17 protein-coding genes are annotated in these 16,795 nt (G+C 66.3%); 7 read left to right on the forward strand and 10 right to left on the reverse strand.

All coding sequences use genetic code 11. The features are described from left to right. Window positions 1-7: 7 nt before the first annotated feature. Entirely contained in the window at window positions 8-967 is a 960-nt protein-coding gene (locus NJT13_RS12475) for an AEC family transporter (RefSeq protein ID WP_254521960.1), read from the reverse strand. A 313-nt stretch (window positions 968-1,280) separates the two neighbouring features. On the opposite strand from NJT13_RS12475, the gene NJT13_RS12480 reads away from it, so the two are divergent. The 4 genes from NJT13_RS12480 to NJT13_RS12495 all read left to right on the forward strand — a co-directional run bounded on the left by NJT13_RS12480 (window position 1,281) and on the right by NJT13_RS12495 (window position 4,147). Then, the gene (locus NJT13_RS12480) at window positions 1,281-1,889 is read left to right on the forward strand and encodes a GNAT family N-acetyltransferase (RefSeq protein ID WP_254521961.1); all 609 of its coding nucleotides are present in this window, start codon (window positions 1,281-1,283) and stop codon (window positions 1,887-1,889) included. Between the two features lie 376 nt (window positions 1,890-2,265). Beyond that, window positions 2,266-2,931 carry a thiamine phosphate synthase gene (thiE, locus tag NJT13_RS12485; protein WP_254521962.1) on the forward strand — a complete coding sequence of 222 codons (666 nt, stop codon included), beginning with the start codon at window positions 2,266-2,268 and terminating at the stop codon, window positions 2,929-2,931. Beyond that, window positions 2,928-3,758 (forward strand): hydroxyethylthiazole kinase, encoded by an 831-nt coding sequence (thiM, locus tag NJT13_RS12490; protein WP_254521963.1) that lies wholly within the window; start codon window positions 2,928-2,930, stop codon window positions 3,756-3,758. Before thiE ends, thiM begins: the two co-directional genes overlap by 4 nt. Before the next feature lie 116 nt (window positions 3,759-3,874). Continuing rightward, on the forward strand, window positions 3,875-4,147 hold the full coding sequence (locus tag NJT13_RS12495; protein ID WP_254521964.1) for a DUF7553 family protein: 273 nt from the start codon (window positions 3,875-3,877) through the stop codon (window positions 4,145-4,147). 170 nt (window positions 4,148-4,317) lie between these two features. On the opposite strand, the gene NJT13_RS12500 is transcribed toward NJT13_RS12495, so the two are convergent. Then, window positions 4,318-4,953 carry a rubrerythrin family protein gene (locus tag NJT13_RS12500; RefSeq protein WP_254521965.1) on the reverse strand — a complete coding sequence of 212 codons (636 nt, stop codon included), beginning with the start codon at window positions 4,951-4,953 and terminating at the stop codon, window positions 4,318-4,320. Window positions 4,954-5,125: 172 nt separating this feature from the next. Here NJT13_RS12500 and NJT13_RS12505 point away from each other — a divergent pair, with 172 nt between their 5' ends. Then, a complete protein-coding gene (locus tag NJT13_RS12505) occupies window positions 5,126-6,346 on the forward strand; it encodes a polysaccharide deacetylase family protein (protein WP_254521966.1) in 1,221 nt (406 codons plus the stop codon). 108 nt (window positions 6,347-6,454) lie between these two features. On the opposite strand, the gene NJT13_RS12510 is transcribed toward NJT13_RS12505, so the two are convergent. Then, window positions 6,455-7,318 carry a sulfurtransferase gene (locus NJT13_RS12510; RefSeq protein WP_254521967.1) on the reverse strand — a complete coding sequence of 288 codons (864 nt, stop codon included), beginning with the start codon at window positions 7,316-7,318 and terminating at the stop codon, window positions 6,455-6,457. Window positions 7,319-7,597: 279 nt separating this feature from the next. Between NJT13_RS12510 and NJT13_RS12515 the strand changes: the two genes are divergently transcribed. Further along, the gene (locus NJT13_RS12515) at window positions 7,598-8,398 is read left to right on the forward strand and encodes a sulfurtransferase (protein WP_254521968.1); all 801 of its coding nucleotides are present in this window, start codon (window positions 7,598-7,600) and stop codon (window positions 8,396-8,398) included. A 398-nt stretch (window positions 8,399-8,796) separates the two neighbouring features. Continuing rightward, the gene (locus tag NJT13_RS12520) at window positions 8,797-9,351 is read left to right on the forward strand and encodes a hypothetical protein (RefSeq protein WP_254521969.1); all 555 of its coding nucleotides are present in this window, start codon (window positions 8,797-8,799) and stop codon (window positions 9,349-9,351) included. A 43-nt stretch (window positions 9,352-9,394) separates the two neighbouring features. Here the strand turns inward: NJT13_RS12520 and NJT13_RS12525 are convergent, their stop codons facing one another. The 7 genes from NJT13_RS12525 to NJT13_RS12555 all read right to left on the reverse strand — a co-directional run bounded on the left by NJT13_RS12525 (window position 9,395) and on the right by NJT13_RS12555 (window position 16,785). Then, a complete protein-coding gene (locus tag NJT13_RS12525; RefSeq protein ID WP_254521970.1) occupies window positions 9,395-10,975 on the reverse strand; it encodes a sensor histidine kinase in 1,581 nt (526 codons plus the stop codon). A gap of 31 nt (window positions 10,976-11,006) precedes the next feature. Then, a complete protein-coding gene (locus NJT13_RS12530) occupies window positions 11,007-12,485 on the reverse strand; it encodes a dihydrolipoyl dehydrogenase (protein ID WP_254521971.1) in 1,479 nt (492 codons plus the stop codon). Between the two features lie 119 nt (window positions 12,486-12,604). Then, a complete protein-coding gene (locus tag NJT13_RS12535) occupies window positions 12,605-13,150 on the reverse strand; it encodes a DUF106 domain-containing protein (protein WP_254521972.1) in 546 nt (181 codons plus the stop codon). A gap of 57 nt (window positions 13,151-13,207) precedes the next feature. Then, window positions 13,208-13,468, reverse strand: a complete 261-nt coding sequence (locus NJT13_RS12540) for a hypothetical protein (protein WP_254521973.1) — start codon at window positions 13,466-13,468, stop codon at window positions 13,208-13,210. Between the two features lie 173 nt (window positions 13,469-13,641). After that, complete coding sequence (locus tag NJT13_RS12545; protein ID WP_254521974.1) at window positions 13,642-14,175, reverse strand: hypothetical protein; 534 nt, start codon at window positions 14,173-14,175, stop codon at window positions 13,642-13,644. 95 nt (window positions 14,176-14,270) lie between these two features. Further along, on the reverse strand, window positions 14,271-14,492 hold the full coding sequence (locus tag NJT13_RS12550; RefSeq protein WP_254521975.1) for a type II toxin-antitoxin system HicB family antitoxin: 222 nt from the start codon (window positions 14,490-14,492) through the stop codon (window positions 14,271-14,273). A gap of 61 nt (window positions 14,493-14,553) precedes the next feature. Continuing rightward, window positions 14,554-16,785 carry a pentapeptide repeat-containing protein gene (locus NJT13_RS12555; RefSeq protein WP_254521976.1) on the reverse strand — a complete coding sequence of 744 codons (2,232 nt, stop codon included), beginning with the start codon at window positions 16,783-16,785 and terminating at the stop codon, window positions 14,554-14,556. Window positions 16,786-16,795: the final 10 nt, after the last annotated feature.

Genomic DNA, 16,795 nt, shown 5'->3' on the forward strand with positions numbered 1-16,795 from the left:
TTCGGAGTCAGATCACCACGCCGGACTGCAAAATGGCGATCACGAGGGTGAGCGCCGGAATCGAGAGCACCGTCGTGAGGAACACGCAGGTCGAGACGTACTCCGAGACGGGGATCCCCTTCGATCGCGACCCGTCGGCGAATTCGATGACGAGGATCAGCGGCGTCACGGCTGCCGGCATCGCGGTCTCGAGGACGAACACGCGAGCGACCGTCGGGTCCCGGAACCCGACGAGGAGCGCGATTCCGAGGCCGACGACGGGGGCGACGCCGAGTTTGAGGGCGGTGGCGGGCCACGCCCGTGAAACGGCGGTTGTGGTGTTCGAGCGCGCGAGCTGGATTCCGAGGATGAGCAACATCAGCGGAATCGAGGCTTCACCGACCAACTGGAGCGTCTCCATGCTCGCGGTCTCGGGGGACGGAACCAGGTCCAGCGACCGCGCGATGAGCGCGGCGGCGACGGCGTAGACGAGCGGGATATAGAACACCCGTCTGACGCCCTCGAGGCCGGCGGAACCGCTGCTCCGGGAGGCGACGTAGACGCCGACGGTGTACATCAGCACGGACTGGACCGACAGGAAGAGGACGGCAGTCTGGCGCCCGATCTCTCCGAACGCGAAATCGGAGACGGGAATGCCGAGATTCCCGGAGTTACAGAAGATCGCGACCAAGACGAGCCCGCTCAACGCCGGTTCCCGCTCGCCGACGATGCGCCCGACGGCCTCGGCGATCGCCCACATCACGGCCGTGAACGCGGCGATCCCGACCGCGACCCGCAGGAGCGTCGTCGTCTCGAGTTCCGTGACGGCGAGACTGTGAAACACCAGCGCGGGTGCCAGCACGTAGACGACGGCCGTGTTCAGCGGTTCCGGATCGACGTCCTTGACGGTGGCGAGGACGTAGCCAACGCCCGCGATGGCGACGATCGGACCGACCGCGGAGGCGAAAATATCGACCAGGTCCGCCATCGGTCAGCCGTCGTCCTCCGCTGGGGGTGGTCGCCTCGAGACGCGCGTCTCCCGGCCGCCGGTCGCTTCTTGCATTACGCGTCAGATGCGCTCCGGACACACTATGGCTTACGATGCCGTCGTTCGCCGCGGGCGGGACGGTGGTGTCACGGCCCGTCGTTCGCTGCGGGCGGGATGGTGGGTCCGTGACCCGACGGCCGCCCGTCGGGTACGTCTCTCCGGCGTGCGACGGTACTACTGCCGGGACGCGTTCCGCCTCGCCGTTTCGGATCCGTTCCAGCGAATTTATCGTTCGAGAGCGAGGACCGCTCGTATGACATCCGACGTCCGTATTCGAGTCGCGGCGCCGACGGACGCGGCCGCCGTCCGAACAATTTACGCGCCCTTCTGCGAGTCGACGGCTGTCACCTTCGAGGAGACCCCGCCCCCCGAGACCGAACTGGCAGATCGGATCGAGTCGACACTCGAGCGGCACCCGTGGCTGGTCTGTGAGGGCGACGGCGAGGTCGTCGGCTACGCGTACGCGGGGCCGCTTCGCGAGCGCCGCGCCTACGACTGGATCGTCGAACTGTCGGTCTACGTGGCCGACGCGACGCGCCGGTCGGGCATCGGTCGGGCGCTGTACGAATCGCTGTTCGCCGTCCTCGAGCGACAGGGTATTCGCGACGCCTATGCGGTGACGACGGTTCCCAATCCCGAAACGGAGCGCTTCCACGAGGCGCTGGGGTTCGACCGCCTGGTCGAGTTCCCGTCGATGGGCCACACGGAGGGGGAGTGGTGGGACGTGGCCTGGTGGCGGCGACCGATCGCCGAGAAACCCGAGGCGCCGGAGCGGGTGCGCGCGCTTCCGGCCGTCCGTGAGGACGACGATTGGGAATCGCTCGTGCGGTCTGGTGAGGCGTTCCTGTCGCTATCGTCGTAGCGGCCGGCCGAACTCCCGCGGCGGCGTCACTCTTCGAACGCCGCGTCGATACCGTCTCTGCCGCCACTCGCTACACCGGCCGCCGTTCACCACGTCGAACGTCTTTCCGTCCCGTCGTCGGGCACTCGCGTGTTTCAGTTTCACCGTCGATTCGCGGCCGCTGTCTCGGCGTCGTGTCCACCCCATGCCTCGCCGCCGGACCCCACTCGCAGTCGGTCGGCCAGAGTCGCGACCCGCTCGAGCGCGAGCGTCGGTCCCGGATCGACCGTCCCGTAACCCGTTCGGTGCCCGAGGCCACCACTACCGGTCCCGCATCGTCTGGCGGACCGTCCGAGCGACCGAAGGCGCTTTGTGCGACTATCGACTGGTATTCCACATGAATCCCGCGAGCTGGCGGACCTATCTCGTGACGCAGGCGTCGCTTTCGGGCGACCGATCGACGCCGGAGATCGTCCGCGAGGCTATCGACGGTGGGGTCGACGTCGTCCAACTCCGCGAAAAGGGCTCGAGCGCTCGATCGCGGTACGAACTCGGACACGAACTGCGCGAACTGACGGCGGACGCGGGCGTCGATCTGATCGTCAACGATCGGATCGATATCGCATCGGCGATCGACGCCGACGGCGTTCACGTCGGACAGTCGGATCTGCCGATCTCGGCCGCCCGGGACCTGCTGGGTTCGGACGCGATCGTCGGCTGTTCGACGTCCACGGTCGCGGAGGCCCGTACCGCGGAAACCGAGGGGGCGGATTACCTCGGCGTCGGAGCCGTCTACGGAACGTCCTCGAAAGCGGTCGCCGACGAGAAAGACGGAATCGGCCCGGAACGGATCGCCAGGATCGCCGACGCGGTCTCGATTCCCCTCGTCGGCATCGGTGGCATCACGGCCGACAACGCGGGCCCTGTAGTGGAGGCGGGCGCAGCCGGCGTAGCGGTCATCAGCGAGATCACGACGGCCACAGAGCCGCGGGTCGCGACCGAAACGCTTGCAGCCGCCGTCGAAACGCCGAAGGCCGTCGATACCGGAACGTTCTCAGAATGAGTGTGACCGACACCGCTGAAGTCGACCTCGCGGACTCAGTCCGGACGGTCCGAGAGCGGGAGCCGCTCGTGCAGTCGCTGACCAATACGGTGACGATCAACGACGTCGCGAACGTGACGCTCCACTGGGGTGGATTGCCCGTGATGGCCGACTCGTCGGGCGACGCCGGAGAGATGGCGGATCTCGCACACGCAGTCCTGATCAACACCGGCCAGGTACCGGACGGTCGCGTCGAAGCGATGCACGAGGCCGGCCGGAAAGCCAACGAACGGGGCGTTCCCGTGGTCCTGGATCCCGTCGGCGTCGGATCGACGCCGTCCCGTCAGGCAGTGGTCGAGAGCCTCCTGTCCGAGATCGACTTCACCGTCATCAACGGAAATTACGGTGAAATAAGCGCGCTCGCGGGCGTCGAAGCAGAAGTCAAGGGCGTCGAATCCGTCGGCGAGTACGAATCGATCGAGCGGACGGCGTGCTCTCTCGCCGAGTCGACGGATTCGATCGTCGTCGCGTCGGGCATCGACGACGTCGTCGCGGATTCCGACGGTGCCGTCCGGCTCGCCGCCGGCCACGAGATGCTGGGAGAAGTCGTCGGGACGGGGTGCATGCTCGGCGGTACCATCGCGACATTCTGTGGCGCCATCGCGGACGCCCCGACGGCCGCCGTCCACGGCACGCTCGGATTCGGCATCGCCGGCGAGCGCGCGGCCGACCTCGGGTATACCGGGCCGGGGAGCTACCGGACGAACTTCCGGGACGCCGTCTCCGGCATTACGGCCGACGTCGCCGCGGCCGTCGACCTCGAGCAGCGCATCGAACAGGTTCGTTGAGTACGAGTCACACACCGATCTCGTCCGATCCCACACCGCTCGCCGTTCTCGTCGCTGCCTCTACCGGCCGGGCGCGTATTGAAACTATTTTATCGGTTCCGGACGAACCGGAAACTATGACCCGCGACGAACTCGAAAACGCAGCCGAATCGATCGAACGAGCAGCGGACGAAGCGTCCGACGAGACGGCGACGGATCGGCTTCGGAACCAATCGGAACAGTTCGCGGCGTACGCGACGGCCGACCGCGGCCCCGACCACGGCCAACTCGCGCGACACGAACACATTCTGAACGAAATCGCCGACGAGGAAAGCGGCGACGTCGCGTCGAACCTCGAGGACGCGCTCGAGTCGATCAGCGCGTTCCGAGAGACCGTCGAGGGCGTCTAACGCCGGGCCGACGTCCCTCGTGATAGACTCGAGCGATCGGCGAGTACCGGTCCGGTCGCCGATAGTCGTCCGACCGACGGCACGGACTGCCGGAGACGTCGAGTCGCGCGTCCGGCGGCCGTCGTCGCGCCCCCGTTCGGTCCCCGGCGGACGCCGTTCGAACGGTGCGTTCAGCAGACGGGTTTCGGGTTCGCGCCCAGCCCCTCGAGCGTCTCGACGTACTCGTCGTACGCGGCCTGGATCGCGCCCGTCGCCGCCCCCTCGGCGCGCTCCCAGTCGTCGTCGCTCTGGCAGACCGTTTCGAGCAGGTCGGTCGCGCGCTCGAGTTGGTCGTCCAGGTCCTCGCCGAACTCCCGAAACAGGCTGGCGGTCTGGGGGTCGGCGTCGCCGACGAAGTAGCCGACGACCTGATCTTTCGACCGCTTGCTCGCGAGGAGTCGGCCGACGAACCCGCCGACGCGTTCGACGGTGTCCTCCAGGTCGCGGAGATACTCGTGAAGGGTCGGAACGTCGGACGGGTCGTACTCGTCGTCACCGAGTTCGTCGACGACGGTTTCGTAGTGAGATCGCTCCTCGTCGGCGGTAGCTTCGAACGCGGCGCGCACCTCGTCCGTGGCCTCGTCGTCTGCCCACCCGGCGAACGTTTGCCAGGCGGCGTACTCGGCGTCGGCGGTCGCCTCGAGGACGGGTTCGGTGTCGATCTCGCCGCCCGTGTCGGCGTACAGCGACTTGGACGACCCGAGTCGTGAGAGTGCGGTCTGGTTCTCTTCGCTAACTGTCTCGACGAACGTCTCCGGATCGGTCATGGGGGTCGCTTCGACCGGACTCGAGTTATGTCTATCGTGATGTAGCTCGGAGACGTCCTCGCGGGTGCCCACCCGACCCGGCTGCGGATGGCGATAGGCAACAGTTACCGGTCGGCGACCGATTTCCAGTGGCGGCATAACAATTACCGTATCCGGACTGTCATCGAACGGAATGAAACGACGAGCGTACCTCGTGACGGCCGCCGCGGCGACGCTTGGCGGCTGTTCCGCCCTGACAGATTCAGATACGACGAGCGAATCGACCGACGGTGATGGTGACGATCCCTCGGGGTCGCCGGAGGAGCCGATCGACGAAGAACCCGGCTCGTTCGACCGCTTCGACGACCTCTCGATGTGGACGGTGATGGAGGGGACGCTGGAACTCGACACCGAGCGGGCGTACGTCGGTGACCAGTCCGGTCGCATGACTGCCTCGCTGACCGAACAACGAGCCATGATCAAGCGCCGATTCGACCAGCCGCGGGATCTCTCGAGCGAGTTCCCGGCGCTTGCGCTCGCGACCGACCAGGACACCGATCCGTTCGTCCAGTTGTCGGACACCGACGGGAACCGGCTGATCCTCCAGGCGAAAGTCGACCCCGGCCTTCCGCTCGCCCACCACGACCTCGGCGTCGTCGGCACCGACGGAAAGCCGGACCTGAGCTCGGTCGCTCACGTCAAAATCTCGACGTGGGCGGGCGACAGGGAGGCTCGGGTCTGGTGCGACGACCTGCATTTCGTCTCCCGGCCGGACACCGGGAAAGTCCTCCTGCAGTTCGACGACGGCACCGAAACAGCCTACACTCGCGCCCGTTCGACGCTGTCCGAGTACGGGTTCCCGGCGACCGCCTTCGTCCCGACCGACGAGGTCGGCGGTCCCGGAACCCTCAGTCGGGATCAACTCGAGACCCTCGAGAGCGAGGGCTGGACGATCGGGAGCCAGGGAAAAACCGGCGGCGATCTCACCAGACGGCGCGAGTCGGCCCAGCGAGACGAGATTCAGGGCGCCGTCGACTGGCTCGAGCGCAACGGTTTCGAAGACGGGGCCAGCTACTTCGCGTATCCCCTCAACCGGTACGACGAGGCCGTAATGAGTCTCGTCGACGAACACCACGACGTCGGTTTCATCGCGGGCCACGCCGGTCACGCCGACCTGTTGAACCCCGCGCTTGCGCCGCGGGCGGTCAGTCCATCGCCCGACGCGGCCCGCAAACTACTCGATCGGACGGCGCGGTACCGGACGATCACCACGCTGAGTTACGGCGACCTCTCCGGCGGGACGCGGGCGGCGTTCGAGGAGACGATGTCCTACCTCGCCGACCTCGAGTCAGCCGGGGACGTCGAGGTCGTCGGGCCCGACGAGATCGCGTCGAACCACGTGTACGAAGCGTAATATATCGACGAGGGGTCCGGTTTGCGACGGTGCCGACGCTCTCCTGGAGTGCCTCGAGAAGATAGCCGCGTGATCGCTCGAACGTCTCTCTCTCCGCCGAAACGACGCTTATTCGGCGCTGCCCGTCTCGATCGGCGCGTTGACCAGGTTGCCCCACTCCGTCCACGAGCCGTCGTAGTTGACGGCGTCGTCGTAGCCGAGGAGTTCGTGCAGGGCGAACCAGGCGACGGAGGAGCGCTCCCCGATGCGGCAGTAGGCGACGGTCGTCTCGTTGCCGTCGATGCCTTCCTCGGCGTAGAGTTCCTCGAGTTCGTCGCGGTCCTTGAAGGTGCCGTCGTCGTTGGTCACCGCGGCCCACGAGATGTTGCTCGCGCCGGGGATGTGGCCGCCGCGCTGGGCGGTCTCCTGGAGTCCCGGCGGGGCGAGCACTTCGCCGGAGAACTCTTCGGGCGAGCGCACGTCGACGAGCGGCACGCCGCGCTCGATCGCGTTCTCGACGTCTTTGCGGTAGGCGCGGATGCTCTCTCGCGGACCGGCTGCCTCGTACTCGGTTTCGGAGAAGTCGGGTTCCTCGTCGGTGGTCGGGTAGTCGTTTTGCAGCCAGTACTCGCGACCGCCGTCGAGGAGGTAGACTTCGTCGTGACCGTAGTACTTGAACTGCCAGTAGGTGTAGGCGGCGAACCAGTTGGAGTTGTCTCCGTAGAGGACGACGGTGGAGTCCTCGCTGATACCGTGGCTGCCGAGCAGTTCTTCGAAATCGTCTTTCGAGAGGATGTCGCGGGTGACCTGGTCCTGGAGCTGGGTTTCCCAGTTGAACCCGATCGCGCCGGGTGCGTGTTCCTCCTCGTAGGCCTCCGTGTCGACGTCGACCTCGACGAGTCGAAGGTCTGAGTCGTCGTCCTGGAAGTCCTCGAGCCGGTCTTCGACCCAATCGGCCGTGACGAGTACGTCGTTGGCGTAGTCGGTTGCCATGCACTGCCGTTCGATGGCGACACACAAAGGGCCTGCCTAACCGGTCAATTCGGTCACCTATCGACTTTGACGGGCATATTTGCCGCCTTTCGTATCGTCGATCGGTATAACCGCCGGTACGGCGGCCGAATTCGGCAGTTTCGGAGACCGTTCGTTACATATCTGATGATACAGGTCAGATTTCTCAGCAGACACCAGCAAGAGTTGCCACTGTCCCGGTACTCGAAACCGACGTCGAAACCGGTGCGTTCTCGGGTCTCCGCGAGTATGTACCGGTTAATGGACGAATCCCTCGTCGTCACCCCCGACTGGCTCGCATCGCGACTGGACGATCCCACCGTACGCATCGTTGACGTCAGGGACGCCTGGGAATACGACGGTATCGGGCACCTCCCCGGCGCGGTGAACGTCCCGTTCGATCGATACCGCGACGAGAGCGACGTCGACCGCGGGACCCTGCCCGGTGCCGAGGCCTTCGCGGACCTGCTCGGTGACGTCGGCATCGACCCCGACGAGACGATCGTCGCCTACGACGACACTCACGGCGTCTTCGCCGCCCGGTTCGTGCTCACCGCCCTCGAGTACGGCCACGACGACGTTCGTCTCCTCGACGGCGATTACAGCGCCTGGAACCGCGAGTACGAAACGACGACCGAGGCGCCCGCGACCGAGTCGACGACCTACGAGCCCGATCCGCTGGCCCCCGACGAGAGCCCGCTGGTCGGCTACGAGGCCGTCCAGGAAGCCCTCGAGCGAGACGCCGTGTTCGTCGACACGCGCGAGCGAGACGAGTTCGAGGACGCCCGCCTGCCGGGTGCCGTGCGGTTCGACTGGCGCGAGGTCGTCGACGAGGAGACGCGACGACTGAAACCCGACGCGGAACTCGAGGCCCTGCTCGACGACCACGGAATCACCCCGGATCGGGAGATCGTCCTCTACTGTAACACCGCGCGGCGGATCAGCCACACCTTCGTGGTCCTGACGGCACTCGGCTACGAGACCGTCGCATTCTACGAGGGTAGTCTGACGGAGTGGCTCGCCCACGACGGCGAAGTCGAGAGCGGACCCGAAGACGCGTAACGCGTAGCGGCCTCACACGCGCCGTGGACTTCCGGGCGCCCGGACCCTGTTCACGCGGCCGCGACCCGGCTCCGGCCTCGAGCGGCGAGGTGCCCGCGACGGTCTCGAGTGGAAACGAAGGGGTCGAAGGAGCCGAAGAGGTCGAAGGGGTGTGACCTGTCCGGGCCCAGAACGTTAACGATCGCCGATACGAATCGAGAGCTATGAACGGGCCCGTCGGCCGTCGACGATTTCTCCTCGCCACCGCCTGTGCCGGTGGAGTTGCGGGCTGTTCGTCGTCGAGATCGGCCGGACCACGATCGAACGAGACGCCGGAGACGGCGAATCCATCCGCCCCGGCAGCGGGACCGAGCGTGTCGGTGGCGTTACAGTACGTTCGACGAACGCGAGACGATCGAGTGCCGGAGGTTCTCGCGTCCGACGGCGGCCAGTACGTCGTCGTCACGTTCGCCGACCCGTCGGTCGCGGCGACCGACGTCGCGGTTCGGGTGGACGGAACGGAGTACACTAATTCGTTCACCGCGACGGTGGATCGCGGGGTCGACATCGGATTCGAGAGTCCTCGCGACGTCGCAGCCGAGAACGGCGCGGTGCTCGTCGGCGGTGAACCGTACCCGCTCTCTCGGGACGTCCTCGATCGGCTTGCGAACCCGCCCCGGTTCACCGACGTCTCGTTCGACGCTCGAGCGGAGGTGCGGCCCGGTGGGCTCGTGGGACTCGACGTCCGGGTCTGGAACAGGGGCGGACCGGGGACGTTCGCGGGCGTGTTCGGCGTTCCGGACGCGCCGCCGACGGTATTCTCGGAGCGAGTCGACAGCGGGACGTTCGCCGGGTACGCGGAGCACGTGACCATCGCCGCCAACGCGGCACCGGGAGATCGAACGGCCGTTTTCGACACCGGCTTCGAGCGGTATACGGTTCCGTTCACCGTCGTCGAACCGGATACGAAGTAACGCCGAGATCCGACCGCTGCGAGCGCGGCCGCCCGTTCCAGGGTCACGACTCGTCCGCCGAGACGCCGGGAAGCGTCAATCGGAACGTCGACCCCTCGTCGAGTTCGGAGTCGACCCAGATCTCCCCGCCGTGGCGTTCGACGATGCGCCGACAGAGCGTGAGACCGATCCCCGTCCCGGCGTGTTCCTCGCGGGTGTGGAGTCGTTCGAACACCTCGAAGACGCGTTCCTCGTCGTCGGGCGGAATTCCGATCCCCTCGTCGCTGACGGAGATGTGCCAGTCGCCGCCTTTCCGTCGAGCCTCGACGCGGATCCGCGGCGGTTCGTCGCCGCTGTATTCGAGCGCGTTCGACAGCAAATTCTGGAACAATTGTCGCAACTGGTCGGCATCTCCCTCGACCCGAGGGAGCGACTCGCTCGAGAGAGTCGCGTCGGTCTCCTCGAGTCTGAGTTCCAGGTCGTTTCGGACGTCCGCGAGCACGGCGTTCAGGTCGACCGGTTCCAGCGGATCGCCCCGCGTTTCGACCCGCGAGTACGCGAGGAGGCCGTCGATCATCGCTTGCATCCGGTCGGCGCCGTCGACGGCGAACTCGACGAACTCCCGACCGTCAGCGTCCAGTTCGTCTTCGTAGCGGTCCTCGAGGAGCGTGAGGTAACTCGAGACCATCCGCAGGGGTTCCTTGAGGTCGTGAGAGGCGGCGTTGGCGAACTGTTCTAACCGTTCGTTCGACGCTTCGAGTTTCCGCTCGGACCGGTGGCGCTCGAGTTCGCCACTGACCCAGTTGCCGAGCAGTTCGACGAACGTGACTTCCCAGTCGGAGAACTCCTCGGCGCGGGCGTCCATATCGTAGAAGCAGAACGTGCCGTAGATTTCGTCGTCGACCGAGACGGGCGTTCCGAGATAACAGGAGATTCCCCACTCGGCGTTTCCGGCGCGATCGGCTAATTCCGGCACGTCCCTGTCGACGTCTTCGATGACCAGCGTCTGTTCAGTATCGACCGCGCGCTCGCAGTTCGTCGCCGACAGCGGCGTGGTGTCCCCCGCTTCGAGGTCTGCGTCGGCCGGCGCGTCGACGGCCTCGAAAATGTACTCGCCTGCGTCCTCGTGGATCCGGGACAGCGTCGCGTAGTCGGTGTCGATCGTCCGCCGGACGACTCCGAGCAGCGAGTCGATCTTTTCGTCGAACTGTCGGTCCGGATCCGCGATCACCTCGTATGCGTCCTGCAGCGCTCGTTCGCGGTCTCGGAGCCGCTCCGTCCGCCGAGTGCGCTCGGTGTCGATCCGGACGGACACCGTCAGCCCCGTCTCGGAGGGATACGCACGTCCCGCCACGCGGGCGTCGAGCGACTCGGCGTCGGTCTCGAACCCGACAGGTTCCTGCGTCTCCATCGCCCGCTCGTACTCGGCTCGGACCGCCGATCCGATCGCGTCCGGGGCCTCCTCCCAGACGACCGTCCCGAGTACGTCCGCCTCGGATCGGTCGAGCAACCGCTCGGCTCGCTCGTTGCAAAAGGTGAACCGCCACTCCTCGTCGAGCGCGAAAACGGCATCGGTGATCCGATCGTAAACCGCAGCCAGAGCGTCACTGTCGTGCGGCGCTGACGGGCTAGCTTTCTCTGGCATGTCGAGAGTTAATGTGATTGCGACGGATAAGCTACCCGTCGGCAACGTCCCGCCAATCCGGGGCCGTCGAGTACGTCGCGTCGGAGAGTTCGTCGAACGCCGAGTAGATGACCTCGTTCAGCGCCGGGTGGACGTGGACCGGCTCTGCGACGTCGTCGACCGTCCCGCCGGCGCTGTCCATCGCGACGACGACCTCGTGGACCAGCGTCGCGGCCTGCGGACCGACGATGTGACAGCCGAGAATGTCCCCGTCCGGTCCGGCGATGGCCTTTACGAACCCGTCGTCGGCCTCGAGAATCAGCCCCAGCGGTGCGGCCTCGTAGGGGGTCGTCACCGCCTCGTACTCGCGATCGTCCGCCTCGAGTTCGGCTTCGGTCCGCCTGACGCTCGCGACCTGCGGATTCGTAAAGACCGCGTGGGGCATCGTCTCGTAATCGACCGTCTTGCCGGCGTCGTCCAGGACGTTCGCCGCCACGAGTTTCGTCTCGTAGTCGGCAGCGTGTTTGTACGGTTGCTCGCCGAGTGCGTCGCCGAGCGCCCAGATCCCGTCGGCGGTCGTCTCGAGGGACTCGTCGGTCTCGACGGCCCCCTTCTCGTCGGTTTCGACGCCCGTGGACTCGAGGTCGAGCGCGTCGGTGTCGGGCCGGCGACCGGTGGCGAGCAGGAGGTCCCCGGCGGTCAGTTCGACGCGGTCGTCGGTGCCGTCATCGTCGTCCGCCGCCGGTTCTGCGGTCACCGTCACGCGGCCGTCCCCCGCGCGAACCGACGTTGCCTCGAAGCCGGTGTAGACGTCGCAGTATTCCTCGAGGGAGTCGGTCACGACCGCGCTTACGTCGCGGTCCTCCCGGGGAACGAGCCGATCGGAACGGCCGACGATCGAAACCTGGGCTCCGACTGCGCCGAAGAAGTAGCCGAGTTCGGCACCGATGTAGCCCCCGCCGACGATCACGAGGCTGTCGGGCCGTTCGTCGAGGTACAGGGCGTCGTCGCTCGTGAGAAACGCGACGTCCTCGAGCCCGTCGATCGGCGGGACCGTCGGCCGGCTTCCGACGGCGATGACGACGGTGTCGCCGCGGATCCGGTCGTCGTCCGCCCGCCCGTCCGTCCCGTCGCCCCGTTTCTCCCCGTCCTCGACGGGGTCGATCTCGAGGGTGCGGTCGTCGACGAACCGGCCCTCCCCGCGGTAGAGCGTGACGCCGTCACTGTCACGGAGACTCGAGGCCTGCCGGTCAGCTTTGTCGTAGACCGTGTCGTGGATCGAGGACGTAATTTCACCGTAGTCGACCGCCGCTTCCTCCGTCCAGACGCCGAACTTCCCGGCGTGTCGCAGTTCGTGGAGGATGTCCGCTCGATGGATGAGCGCCTTCGACGGGACGCACCCGCGGGTCACGCACGCGCCCCCGAGCGGGCCGCGTTCGATTACGGCCGCCTCGTGTCCCTGCCGGGCCGCTGCCGTGGCGACCTGGCTCCCCGATCCGCCGCCGATAACGACGATATCGTACACTTCCATGACGTGTCGAACCACGTGCGATCGCGTAAAACGGGGGCCTGGCATTCGAACGGAACTCGAGGGTGGTCGCTATTCGGACGGAATCCGGTCGACTCCGAGTGGTGCCTCGACGAGGCTGGTTACGATGCGGTCCAGATTCGATCCGGAACCGCGTGGCGAACGACCAGATTCGAGGCGATCGAACACAGCGCGTACCAGGCCATCCACGCCCTGACCGGGCCGATGATTCGGGCGGTCCAGACGACATCGCCGAGGACGGGCGCGACCGTCACCAGCGGCATCGCGGCGTGGACCGGCGCCACCACCAGCCACGAGAGGTAGAGGAAGACCGGGACGGTCACCAGCATCGTCCGTGCGAGTACTTTGAGGTGGCCGGTCATCAACAGCGCCTGCCCCGTCACGAGTTCGCGGCGTCGGTCGGCGATCCGGTCGGCCGTCTCGTCGTCACCGCTCGCACGAGCGGCCGTCAGCCGCTCGGTGAGTTCGTGATTCCGGTGTCGGAGGCCGTCCATCTCCGGGGGATCGGTCCGGTGACGAACGACAGTCGCGGCGATGGTCGTCGTGACCGCGAGAACGACCACGACCGCGGGGAACGGTAGAACCGCGACAGCGGGACCGAACGCGACGTCGAGGACCGTCGCGACCGCGTCCTGGATCGCCGACACCTGATAGCCGGCGACGAGCGAGAGCGCGCCGGCGGCCGCGGCCAGATCCCGGCCGGACTACCCCTCGGCATCGGGCAGGTGGAACTCGCGTTCCTCGAGCGTCTCCCTGACGGCGGTCGGATCCGCGAGGACGAACCGATCACCGGCGGGAACGAGAACGCCGTGTGCCAGCAAGGCCCCCCATTGCTCGCGCGAGATCTCGCCGTCGAGGGCCGCCCACGTGACGGTGCCGTCGCCCTCTTGGGCGACCCGAAGCACGGTCGCCAGCGCCGCCGCCCCTTCGTCGTCGGCTGCAACGCCCGTTCCAGTTTCTATCATCCCAAATTGGTTGGATTTATAATACCATAGGCGTTACCGTCACGGGCGGATCGACCGTTTTCTCGTCACACTTCGACCGTCGTCACCAGACAAACGACCGAGATCGACGTCAGGCAGTAACTCCGGTCGGAAAGAATCGTGACACGAGAGTGGCGGTGGTTCGGCTGTGGCCGTTACCCGTCGCCTCGGCCGCCGATCGTAATCGGCGCCGTCCCGGCCAGGCCGTGCTGGCCGTCCTCGGTTCGATCCCACTCGAGGCGGGCCGTCGATTCGTCGCCGTCGAAGCCGGCCTCGTCGGCCCGGAAGAACAGGACGAGATCCGCGCGTCCGTCGCCGTTCACGTCGCAAGCGGTCCCGTCGCAGACCGGGCGTGCGCCGGCCCCGTCGCGTACGACGTCGGGTGCGCCGAACCGGTATCGGACCGGTTCGCCCGTCGGATCGAATTTGTCGGCCCGCAACACCGCGACCGGAACGACGCCGCGACCGTCCGGATCGATCGGCGCTCGATCGGATCCCGGGTGGATCTCGATCTCGAGGTCCGTCGGGAAGTGTGCGGCGGCCTGTCCGCCGAGGGCCGCGATACCGAGTGCCGTCGCCGCGAGTCCCGACCCCGCGCGGAGAACGCGTCGCCGGCCGACCCAGACGCGTCGCTCGCGTGGGGTGTCTGCCGTCGGTTCGACTCGTTTCGTGGGGAGGTCTGATTTCATGGGTCTGCTCCCAAACCACGACCAATCACCGATGGAAATAGCTACTGTGGTGCAACTCTCGAAAAAAGGACCGTACCGACCCTGCGTTCTCGCGTTCAGAGCCAGTCGTCGCCTGGGTCGTCGTCCGTCGCTTCCCTGTACGACTCGACCGCGGCCGCGAGGTTCGCGAGCGCTTCCTCGGGCGTCTGTCCCTGGCTCGAGACGCCGGTCACCTCGTCGTCCGCGATGTGGAGCCCGTGATCGTTCTGTCGCATGACGACGTCCGCATCCTCGAGCGCATCGTACTCCGAAGGATCGACGTTCGCGTCGGAACTCATACGCGAGGATTGTCGGGGTCGAGTGAAATACTCACCGACGCGCGCGCCGGTCCCCGTCGGCTCACAGTTCGGATCGTTTGACCAGCGCGTACACGAGCAAGGCCGCGAGTATCGTACTGAGGTAGGCCTCGGTCCCGGCGAGCAAGCGAGCGAGCGGTCCCATCGGTCCGATATCGCCGTAGCCGATCGTCGTGTAGCTGATGTAACTGAAGTAGAGGTTGTCGTAAAAGACGCGGAGCCCGTCAGCGGTGGCGAGGTCTCCGATCCCGAGTTGGCCAGCTTGCGTCTCGAACAGCGGGCCCCCGAACGCGTACGGGAACGCGAAAAACAGCGGTGCGATGGCGAACGTGATGCCGATCCGCATGGGTCGCATGCCGTGGCCACACGTGACCCCGAGGAAGAAGTTCTCCGCGGCCCGACCGAGATTTTTCGTCCGGGTCCAGACTCCGGCGTCCGAGTCGCGGACGGCCTCGAGACTCTTGTAGCGACTGTACCGCTGGCGCTTGACGCGAAACTCGCCGGCGGTCTTCATGTCGCCGACCTCGCGCGCGCTCTGCTTGGCCTTCAGGTACGTCGTCTCGACGACTTCGGGCGTCATCTCGAGGGCGTACTCGGGGTCGAATTCGTCGGTCGTCGGCTCGTCGAAGCCGTGGATGGTCCAGGCGTTTCGGTCGAGATACTCGCGATGGCCACTGAAATCGAACGTGTGACCGTCGAACTCGTCGAACTCCGTCCGGCAAAACCGAAAGTAATCCAGGAGCTGGCGGTGATCTCGCTTTCGTTCGGCCTCGAGATCGACGTCGCCGATGCTCGCGAGCGTCAGGTCGTAGCGAACCCATCCCTCGGTGGGCTGGACGATCCGGCCGCTTCGGATCTTCGCGCGGGTGAAATCGACGAACGCATCGTCGTCGATTCCGCGTGCCTCGATGTCGATCCGTTCGGTGACGACGCAGCCGTGACAGTCGACCGTTCCGCCGAAGGCGACGTTCGTGAAGTTCGCCGACGAGATCTCGGTATCGTGGAAGTCGACGTCGTCGGCGAACCACGAACGCTCGAAGGAGACGTCGTCTTTGAGGTGATTTGCGCCGCCGACGAACTCGCAGCCCCGGAAGGCACACGGCCCCTCGAACCGGGTCCCCGAGAAGTCAGCGTCTTCGCGGAACCGACCCTCGTCGAAATCGACTGCGCCGTCGAACGAGACGTCGGGGAAGTCTGCGTCGCCGGCGAAAGTCGCCGACTCGAACCCCGCGGTTCCCCGAAACTCGGCCGTTGCGAACGTCACGTACCGAAACGACGCGCGCCGAAACGAGACGTCGTCGTCGAAGGTCACGCCAGCGAAACTGGCGTCGTCGATCAGTGCTCGAGCTCCGCCGGCGAACGTTCCTCCTCGAAAGGTCGCCCGCCCTCGAAACGCGGCCCCGTCGAATCTGCAATCGCCCTCGAATCGAACCTCGTCGAAATCCGCTTCGGCGGCGAAGTCAGCGCCGCCGAACTCCGCGTCGCCGGTGAACGTCGCCTCCCGAAAGACCGCATCGTCGTGGCAGGCCACGTCGTCGAACCGGGTGAAACCGAACTCGGTTTCGCGGAAGCTTACGTCCGCGCGAAACGTCGCGCCCGAAAACGTCGTGTTGTCCTCGAGATGGTTCGAATCGCCGTAACACTCCGCGGCCCGAAACGTCACCTCGTCGTCGAACACGGTGCCGTCGAAGCGAACGTCGTCACGGAAGGTCACCTCGTCGCAGTTGACCGGTCCCTCGAACGTCGTCCCGTCGAACGTCACGTCGCCGTCGAACTGCGCCTCGAAGAAGTCCGTCTCGCCGGTGATGGTCGCGTCCGAGCACGATATCGGCGCTTCGACGTGCGCCTCCGCCAGTCGAAGCGACCCGATAGTCGCCTCGTCCAGCACGAACGGCAGCGTTACCTTCGAGTACTCTAGCGAGAGTCCCTCGATGGTCGACCCGCTGAGATCGACCGGATGTCGATCGACGCTCCGCAGTGTGGCCCGGTCGAGCGTGATTTCAGGGAGCGTTACTCCCCTGAGATTTTTCTGTTCGTCGGATCCGTGGGCGAGGACCGAGCGAAAGGCCTCGCTGATCTCCTCGTCGGTGATCCCCCGCGCCTCACGCTCGGCCGAGGAGAGATGCAGGATCGAACTGTCGACGTCCGTCGGCGTCCCCGGCGCGACGAGATCGCCTCCCTCTTCGAGCGTCTCGTCGCTCGTTTCGGTGCTGGTGCCGCTCTCGTCGTCACTCCCGCCGCTTTTTTTACTCCCCTCTCTAATTTTATCATCCATGTGCTACTAT

It is taken from the genome of Natrinema caseinilyticum, assembly GCF_024227435.1.
GTDB classification, from domain to species: Archaea; Halobacteriota; Halobacteria; order Halobacteriales; family Natrialbaceae; genus Natrinema; species Natrinema caseinilyticum.

Bases quoted from the DNA above. Each gene is read 5' to 3' on its own strand.
- NJT13_RS12475 (WP_254521960.1), bottom strand. From the start codon at position 967: ATGGCGGACCTGGTCGATATTTTCGCCTCCGCGGTCGGTCCGATCGTC.
- NJT13_RS12480 (WP_254521961.1), top strand. From the start codon at position 1,281: ATGACATCCGACGTCCGTATTCGAGTCGCGGCGCCGACGGACGCGGCC.
- thiE (WP_254521962.1), top strand. From the start codon at position 2,266: ATGAATCCCGCGAGCTGGCGGACCTATCTCGTGACGCAGGCGTCGCTT.
- thiM (WP_254521963.1), top strand. From the start codon at position 2,928: ATGAGTGTGACCGACACCGCTGAAGTCGACCTCGCGGACTCAGTCCGG.
- NJT13_RS12495 (WP_254521964.1), top strand. From the start codon at position 3,875: ATGACCCGCGACGAACTCGAAAACGCAGCCGAATCGATCGAACGAGCA.
- NJT13_RS12500 (WP_254521965.1), bottom strand. From the start codon at position 4,953: ATGACCGATCCGGAGACGTTCGTCGAGACAGTTAGCGAAGAGAACCAG.
- NJT13_RS12505 (WP_254521966.1), top strand. From the start codon at position 5,126: ATGAAACGACGAGCGTACCTCGTGACGGCCGCCGCGGCGACGCTTGGC.
- NJT13_RS12510 (WP_254521967.1), bottom strand. From the start codon at position 7,318: ATGGCAACCGACTACGCCAACGACGTACTCGTCACGGCCGATTGGGTC.
- NJT13_RS12515 (WP_254521968.1), top strand. From the start codon at position 7,598: ATGGACGAATCCCTCGTCGTCACCCCCGACTGGCTCGCATCGCGACTG.
- NJT13_RS12525 (WP_254521970.1), bottom strand. From the start codon at position 10,975: ATGCCAGAGAAAGCTAGCCCGTCAGCGCCGCACGACAGTGACGCTCTG.
- NJT13_RS12530 (WP_254521971.1), bottom strand. From the start codon at position 12,485: ATGGAAGTGTACGATATCGTCGTTATCGGCGGCGGATCGGGGAGCCAG.
- NJT13_RS12540 (WP_254521973.1), bottom strand. From the start codon at position 13,468: ATGATAGAAACTGGAACGGGCGTTGCAGCCGACGACGAAGGGGCGGCG.
- NJT13_RS12545 (WP_254521974.1), bottom strand. From the start codon at position 14,175: ATGAAATCAGACCTCCCCACGAAACGAGTCGAACCGACGGCAGACACC.
- NJT13_RS12550 (WP_254521975.1), bottom strand. From the start codon at position 14,492: ATGAGTTCCGACGCGAACGTCGATCCTTCGGAGTACGATGCGCTCGAG.
- NJT13_RS12555 (WP_254521976.1), bottom strand. From the start codon at position 16,785: ATGGATGATAAAATTAGAGAGGGGAGTAAAAAAAGCGGCGGGAGTGAC.